Origin of the sequence: Gemmatimonas sp. (assembly GCF_044345575.1) — a bacterium.
In the GTDB taxonomy this organism is placed as follows: domain Bacteria; phylum Gemmatimonadota; class Gemmatimonadetes; order Gemmatimonadales; family Gemmatimonadaceae; genus Gemmatimonas.
Window position 1 is genome coordinate 1 of record NZ_JBIJAW010000212.1, and the last position, 5,725, is coordinate 5,725.

Sequence of the window (5,725 nt, forward strand, 5' to 3'; positions counted from 1 at the left end):
GCCTCAAGTCGCCGGTGGCGGCCGACGCTCAGGGTGAGTTCGCCAACCCGGAGTCGAAGGACCAGGGCATGTACGACCCCAACCACGTGCAGAAGATGGAGAAGCGCCGCTGGGCGATGACCATCGACCTCGCGCGCTGCACGGGTTGCTCGGCCTGCGTCACGGCCTGCTACAGCGAGAACAACATTCCGACCGTTGGCGCGCCCTACCAGGGCCGTGCGCTCTCGCCCAGCCAGTGGGACGAGCGTCCGGGCGCCAACATCATCAAGGGCCGCGAGATGGCCTGGATCCGTCTCGAGCGCTACTACGAAGGCAACGACAATACGGAGAACGAATTCTCTCCGGATTTCGACACGCGCTTCGTGCCCATGATGTGTCAGCATTGCGGCAACGCGCCCTGCGAGCCGGTGTGCCCCGTGTACGCCACGTACCACTCGCCGGACGGCCTCAACGTGCAGGTCTACAACCGTTGCGTCGGTACCCGCTACTGCAGCAACAACTGCCCGTACAAGGTCCGCTACTTCAACTGGTTCGGCTACGGTGAGCCGGAGCGCCGCCAGTACGCGTGGCCGGAGCCGATGCACTGGTCGCTCAACCCCGACGTCACCGTGCGTGGCAAGGGCGTCATGGAGAAGTGCACGTTCTGCGTGCAGCGTATCCGTGAGTCCGAGCACCGTGCCCGTGCCGAAGGCCGCGAGGTCAACGCCGACGAGTTCACGACGGCGTGCGCCCAGGCCTGCCCGTCGCGCGCCATCGTCTTCGGTGACGCGGCCGATGAGAACTGGACTGTTTCGAAGCTCGCGTATGACCGTCGCGCCTACCACGTGTTCGAAGAGTTGAACACGTACACGGCCGTGGTCTATCTCAAGAAGGTCAACTATCCGGCGCCGGCCTCCCCGGCGAAGGCCTGAGGGTAGCGCGCATGGCATCCGTCGCACATCCGGTGCGAGAGGGCATTCGTGGGCCGAACATTGCTTCGGCCGACGTCCAGCTCCCCGCAGTCCGTGATTACGAACAGGTCGATCGCGATATCATCGCGACACTGGGTTTCACCAAGAAGTGGTTCATCGGGTTGGCCCTCGCCATCGTCGCCATGCTCTGTGGCGCGTCGGCCTGGCTCTACCAGATCTACTGGGGCCTCGGACAGGCAGGCTACGAACCGCCGGTGATGTGGGGTAACTACATCATCACGTTCGTTTTCTGGGTCGGTATCGGTCACGCCGGTACGCTCATCTCGGCCATTCTGTATCTCTTCCGCGCCGGCTTCCGTACCTCGATCTACCGCGCCGCTGAAGCGATGACGGTGTTCGCGGTTATGACGGCCGGTCTCTTCCCGATCGTGCACATCGGGCGTCCGTGGAAGTTCTTCTGGCTGATTCCGTATCCGAACTGGCGCCTGCTGTTCCCGAACTTCAAGTCGCCGCTCGTGTGGGACGTCTTCGCCATCTCGACGTACCTCACGATCTCGACCACGTTCCTCTTCATCGGTCTCATTCCTGACTTCGCGGTGCTCCGCGACCAGGAAACCAACCCGACGCGCAAGCGGATCTACAGCATCCTCTCGCTCGGCTGGCGCAACAGTGACCGGGAATGGCGTCACTTCGCGAAGGCGTACCTGTTCCTCGCCGCCTTCTCGACGCCGCTCGTGCTCTCCGTGCACTCGGTCGTTTCCTTCGACTTCGCCATGGCGCTCACGCCGGGCTGGCACGCGTCCATCTTCCCGCCGTACTTCGTCGCCGGTGCCATCTTCTCCGGCTTCGCGATGGTGTGGACGATTGCCATCCCGATGCGCAAGTGGTTCAAGCTCGAGCACTACATCACGCTCAACCACCTCGACGCGACCGCCAAGGTCGTGCTCTTCACCTCGATGGTGGTCGGCTGCGCGTACCTGATCGAATTCTTCATCGCCTGGTACAGCAGCGTCCGGGCGGAGCAGGAGTTCTTCTGGAACCGCGTGTTCGGTCAGTGGTGGTGGGCCGCGTGGATCATGCTCCTCTGCAACATGGCGCTGCCCATGTCGCTCTGGTCGCAGAAGCTCCGCCGCAACCCGGCGTGGTTGTTCGTCCTCTCGCTGTTCATCAACCTCGGCATGTGGTTCGAGCGCTTCGTCATCGTGGTGCCGTCGCTCTCGCACGAGTTCGAGCCCTGGCAGTGGGGTAGCTACACCCCCAGCTGGATCGACATGTCGTTCCTCGTCGGCTCGTTCGGCTGGTTCTTCATGTGGTTCCTGCTCTTCGTGAAGCAGATGCCCGTGATGGCCATCATGGAGCTCAAGGAAATCGTGACGCCGCGCTTCAAGAACTCGCACGGCCACGGAGGACACCACTAATGCAGGGCGTGCTGGGTGTTTTTCATCACCTCGATTCGACCGTTACGGCGATCGAGGAGCTCAAGAAGAAGAAGCTGGGCGATGTCACCGTGTACTCGCCCACCATCCGCCACGAGCTGGATGACGCGATCGCGGGCCCGAACAGCGTGGTGCGTCGCTTCACGCTCATCGGTGGTCTCCTCGGCGTGAGCTTCGGCTACTGGGTCGCGATCTGGTCGTCGAACTACTGGCCGCTCGTCACGGGCGGCAAGGCGATCGCGTCGTGGATCCCGTACACGATCATCGGCTTCGAAGTGATGGTGCTCGTCGGCGCCCTCTCGACGGTCGCCGGCATGTTCATCAACTCGCGTGTCCCGCGCCTGACCACCACGGTCGGCTACGACGATCGCTTCTCCTCGGGCCACTTCGGTGTGTTCGTGGCGTGCGACGCCAACAAGGCCTCCGCGGCCGAAGACCTCCTGCGCCACGCCGGCGCAGAGGAGGTTCGCCGTGAAGCCTGAGACTTCCAACCTGATGCCAGCAGCCGTCTCGCGGGCGCTCCGCGCCTCGGTGGCCATCGCACTCCCGCTCTCGCTGGGCGCGTGCACGTGGTTCACGGATTTCAAGAATCAGCCCCGCATCGAACCGTGGGAGCCGGTCTCGCAGAATGAGGCCGACTCGCTCACGCCGCCGCGTGGCAACCCGCAGAACTCGGTACCGGTCCAGGGCGTGCGCGTGGGCGCCTGGCAGATCGGCTACCAGCCGCTGCCGCAGGTGATCGACAGCTTCACGCCGCTCCCCAATCCGACGCCGTCTTCCGACGAGTCGCTGGCCAACGGCAAGAAGTACTACCAGATCAACTGCGCGGTCTGCCACGGCATGGCCGGTGACGGTAACGGTGGCCTCAAGAAGGTGAACCCGGCCTACGGCTACAGCCCGAGCCTGCTCACCGAGTCCGCCAAGGGGCGCTCCGACGGCTACATCTGGGGCATGCTCCGCAACGGCCGCGGCATCATGCCGAGCTACAACCGTATCGAAGACCTCGATCGCTGGGACGTCGTGAACTACGTCCGCACCCTGCAGAAGGGCGTGGCCGACACGACGCTCATCGGTTACCCCGGTCAGAACGGCACCACGGTGCCGGGCCCCTCGCAGACGGCGCCCACCAAGCCCGCGCCGTTCGTGAAGCCCACACAGCAGCCCACGCCCGGGTCGCCGAACATCAACTCGGCCACCTTCAAGGGTCTGAACGAGAACGACACCATGCGTAAGCTGCACCTCGGCGCTCCCGCCGAAGGTGGCGCGGCCAAGGAGAAGCACTAGTGAGCCAGCACTATCACTACCCGACGCGCGAAGAATTCGCGCGTCGCCTCTCCGGCAAGACGGTGCCCGCCGGGCTCAAGACGGCGGCGATGATCGCCGCGCTGGTCGGCATTGCCGTGTTCGTCATGGGGTTGTTCACCAACCCCGGCCGCGCATGGCAGGCACTCCAGTACAACTGGACGTACTTCGCCGTGATCTCCACCGCGGGTACGGCGTTCGCCGCCGTGCAGCGTATCGTGACGGCGCGCTGGTCGCGCCCCATCGTGCGCTTCGCGGAAGGCTTCTACGCCTTCGTGCCGGTGGCGTTCGTCATCCTCATCGCCATCCTGTTCTTCAGCGGCGACCACATCTTCACGTTCCGCGGCCGTGAGGCCGTGCCGACCGAAGAGAAGGCCGCGTACCTGAGCAACGGTTGGTTCCTCATCCGCGGGCTGTTCTTCTTCGGCGCCATCACCGTGATCCAGGGCTTGTTCGTCTGGAACTCGGTCAAGATGGACGTCGCCGTCCTCCCCGAGGGCGGTGCGAAGTGGGCGGCCGGCCTCCGCGCCAAGATGCGCGCCGCCTGGTCGGGCGACGAGCGTCGTGAGCTGCACTCGCAGCACAGCGCGCAGGGCAAGCTGGCGGTGGCCGTCTGCATGGCGTTCGTGATCGGCTGGTGCTTCATGGCGTGGGATTACTCCATGACCATCTCGCTGCACTTCCAGCAGACCATGTACGCGTGGATCGTGTTTATGACCGGCTGGGTCAACATGGTCATGCTGCTCTCGCTGCTCACCATGTGGTGGCGCAATCAGCTCGACATGAAGGACGTCGCCACCATGGACCAGCTGTGGGACCTGGGTAAGCTCTGCTTCGCCTTCACGGCCTTCGTGGGCTACATCAGCTTCTCGCAGTACCTGGTGATCTGGTACGGCAACATGCCGGAAGAGACCCACTTCTACCGCCTGCGTCTCTCGGGCGTCTGGAAGCCGGTCACCCAGCTCATCCCCATCTTCGGCTTCGTGCTCCCGTTCTTCGGGCTCATCTCGAAGGCCGCCAAGATGTACCTCCCCACGTTCGTGCTCTTCGCGGTGTGCAGCCTCATCGGCGTGTACCTCCACCGCTACATCGAGATCTATCCGAGCATCTACGGCGAGGCCACCAGCCTGCCGTTCGGGCTCCAGGAAATCGGCACGACGATCGGCTTCATGGGCATGTGGGCGTTCTGCTACTTCAGCTTCATGGATGCCTTCCCCAAGATGCGCGTGTTCATGATGACCACGCCGTGCAAGGACGAAGTGCAGGTCCCCGTGGACCCGAAGACCATGGAACCGCTGCCCGCGCACGAGTAAGCCGCGCACTGGTGCACGCACGAAAAAGGGCGGCCCCGATCAGGGGCCGCCCTTCGTCTTTTCCTCCAGTGCGGCAACGCGCTCCAGCACCGGCACCACGCTGTCGGGGTTGAGCGAAATCGAGTCGATCCCCGCGCGCACCAGGAACTCCGCGAACTCCGGATGATCGCTCGGCGCCTGCCCGCAGATGCCCACCTTGCACCCCACCGCGTGCGCATCGACAATCAGGCGCTCGATCGAGCGCAGCACCGCCGGATTGCGCTCGTCGAACAGGGAGGCGAGCAGGGCATTGTCCCGGTCCACGCCCAGCGTGAGCTGCGTGAGGTCGTTGCTGCCAATGCTGAACCCGTCGAACCGCGCGCCGAACTCGCGCGCGAGCAGCACGTTGCTCGGGATCTCCGCCATCACGTACACCTCGAGCCCGGCCTCGCCCCGCACCAGTCCGTGCCCACGCATCTCCGCCAGCACCTTGTCGGCCTCGTCCAGCGTGCGACAGAACGGAATCATCACCACCACGTTGTGGAGCCCGATCACCTCGCGCACCCGCCGAATGGCGCGACACTCCAGGCCGAACCCCTCGCGATAGCGCTCGTCGTAATACCGTGAGGCGCCGCGGAACCCGATCATCGGGTTCTCCTCGTGCGGTTCGAACTCCCGCCCGCCCAGCAGCCCCGCGTACTCGTTCGTCTTGAAGTCGCTGAAGCGCACGATCACCGGCTCCGGCCACTGCGACGCCGCGATCTGCGCAATGCCGGCCGCCAGT

At 64.5% G+C, this 5,725-nt stretch carries 6 protein-coding genes; 5 read left to right on the forward strand and 1 reads right to left on the reverse strand.

Going from position 1 to position 5,725, the window contains the following annotated elements; all coding sequences use genetic code 11:
• The 5 genes from ACIQ6O_RS11820 to ACIQ6O_RS11840 form a co-directional block, all read left to right on the forward strand.
• The coding region (locus tag ACIQ6O_RS11820) for a 4Fe-4S dicluster domain-containing protein (protein WP_396207993.1) at positions 1 to 911 on the forward strand (911 nt) is incomplete at its 5' end.
• 11 nt (positions 912 to 922) lie between these two features.
• Positions 923 to 2,329: an NrfD/PsrC family molybdoenzyme membrane anchor subunit gene (nrfD, locus tag ACIQ6O_RS11825; protein ID WP_396207994.1), complete on the forward strand. Its 1,407-nt coding sequence runs from the start codon at positions 923 to 925 to the stop codon at positions 2,327 to 2,329.
• The gene (locus tag ACIQ6O_RS11830; RefSeq protein ID WP_396207995.1) at positions 2,329 to 2,829 is read left to right on the forward strand and encodes a DUF3341 domain-containing protein; all 501 of its coding nucleotides are present in this window, start codon (positions 2,329 to 2,331) and stop codon (positions 2,827 to 2,829) included. Before nrfD ends, ACIQ6O_RS11830 begins: the two co-directional genes overlap by 1 nt.
• The gene (locus ACIQ6O_RS11835; protein ID WP_396207996.1) at positions 2,819 to 3,631 is read left to right on the forward strand and encodes a c-type cytochrome; all 813 of its coding nucleotides are present in this window, start codon (positions 2,819 to 2,821) and stop codon (positions 3,629 to 3,631) included. The genes ACIQ6O_RS11830 and ACIQ6O_RS11835 overlap by 11 nt, the downstream gene beginning before the upstream one ends.
• Positions 3,631 to 4,962: a hypothetical protein gene (locus tag ACIQ6O_RS11840; protein WP_396207997.1), complete on the forward strand. Its 1,332-nt coding sequence runs from the start codon at positions 3,631 to 3,633 to the stop codon at positions 4,960 to 4,962. The genes ACIQ6O_RS11835 and ACIQ6O_RS11840 overlap by 1 nt, the downstream gene beginning before the upstream one ends.
• 39 nt (positions 4,963 to 5,001) lie before the next feature.
• On the opposite strand, the gene ACIQ6O_RS11845 is transcribed toward ACIQ6O_RS11840, so the two are convergent.
• A partial coding sequence (locus ACIQ6O_RS11845; protein WP_396207998.1) for a putative PEP-binding protein occupies positions 5,002 to 5,725 on the reverse strand: 724 nt, incomplete at its 5' end.